Raw genomic sequence first — 1,344 nt, 5'->3', positions numbered from 1 at the left:
GGGGGTGTCAGGATTTCCGTGTTCAAGGCGGGTTGAGTAATTACACGGAAGGCCGGATGAATCGATCTGCGTAAAGGATAGCGAATTGGTTCATGGCGGTCTTCCAGTCATGAGCTGCACTACCCCAATTCGCCGTGATGTTGCGCAGGGCCAGCCAGATGAGTTTCGTGGCTGCCTCGTCGGTCGGGAAGTGACCACGGGTCTTGATGATCTTGCGCAACTGCGAGTTGATATTTTCAATCGCGTTCGTCGTGTAGATGATCTTGCGCACACCCGGCGGAAACGCAAAGAACGGAATCACACGATCCCAGGCGTTGCGCCACGCGCTACTGACGGTCGGGAATTTCTGGCCCCACGGACCATCCGCAAACGCATCGAGTTCGGCCTGAGCGGCTTCCGCACTGGGGGCGGCGTAGATCGGTTTGATCGCGGCGGCCAGTCCTCTGCGGTCCTTCCAACTGGCGTAATCGAGGCTGTTGCGGATCAAATGGACGATGCAGGTTTGCAGCGTCGTGGCCGGAAACACTGCTGCCAGCGCTTCGGGCATGCCCTTCAGTCCGTCAGTGACGGCGATCAGGATGTCGTGAACGCCGCGCGTCTTCAAGTCATTGAACACCTTCATCCAGAACTTGGCGCCCTCGGTATTTTCGATCCACAGGCCCAGGATCTCCCGCGTGCCGTCGGGCAGCACACCCAGCGCCAGGTACACCGCCTTGTTGCGCACGACGGCGTCTTCGCGAATCTTGACCCGCAGTGCGTCGAAAAACACGACCGGATACATTGGCTCGAGCGGCCGGGCCTGCCAGGCGGTTACTTCGGCCATGACCTCGTCGGTGACCGAGCTGATGAAGTCGGGCGAGACCTCAGTGCCGTACTGTTCCAGCAGGAAGCCTTGGATCTCGCGTACGGTCATGCCTCGGGCATACATGGCGACGATCTTGTCGTCGAAGCCCGTGAAGCGCCGTTCGTGCTTGGGAATCAGGATGGGTTCGAAGCTGCCGTCGCGGTCACGCGGCACCTCGATACGGATCGGACCGTCTTCGGTCAGAACCGTCTTGGCCCCTTTGCCGTTGCGCTGATTCGTGGCGTTGGCCGGCTTGGCAGCACCGGGAGGGTAGCCGAGATGATGGTTCATCTCGCCGCCCAGTGCCCGTTCGATCAGCGCCTTCTTGAGCGCCAGCGTCGCGGCATTGATGGCTTCAGCCGTCATCGGACCGTTGCCGAACTGCTCAAGCAACTCGGCCGGAATCGCCGGCAGAGCCGCCGGCTGGGCTTTCGGTTTGCGAGGCATAAATTCTCCTTGGGAGCATGTTATGCCTTAAACACAAAATTCCTGACAGGCCC

1 protein-coding gene is annotated in these 1,344 nt (G+C 60.2%); it reads right to left on the bottom strand.

The window, feature by feature from the left end:
- Window positions 1-40: 40 nt before the first annotated feature.
- A complete protein-coding gene (locus MMB92_RS35165; protein ID WP_034200813.1) occupies window positions 41-1,291 on the bottom strand; it encodes an IS256 family transposase in 1,251 nt (416 codons plus the stop codon).
- Window positions 1,292-1,344: the final 53 nt, after the last annotated feature.

Origin of the sequence: Burkholderia sp. IO2 (genome assembly GCF_029522185.1) — a bacterium.
Lineage (GTDB): Bacteria > Pseudomonadota > Gammaproteobacteria > Burkholderiales > Burkholderiaceae > Burkholderia > Burkholderia cenocepacia.
This window is presented reverse-complemented; position numbering and strand designations above follow the sequence as displayed.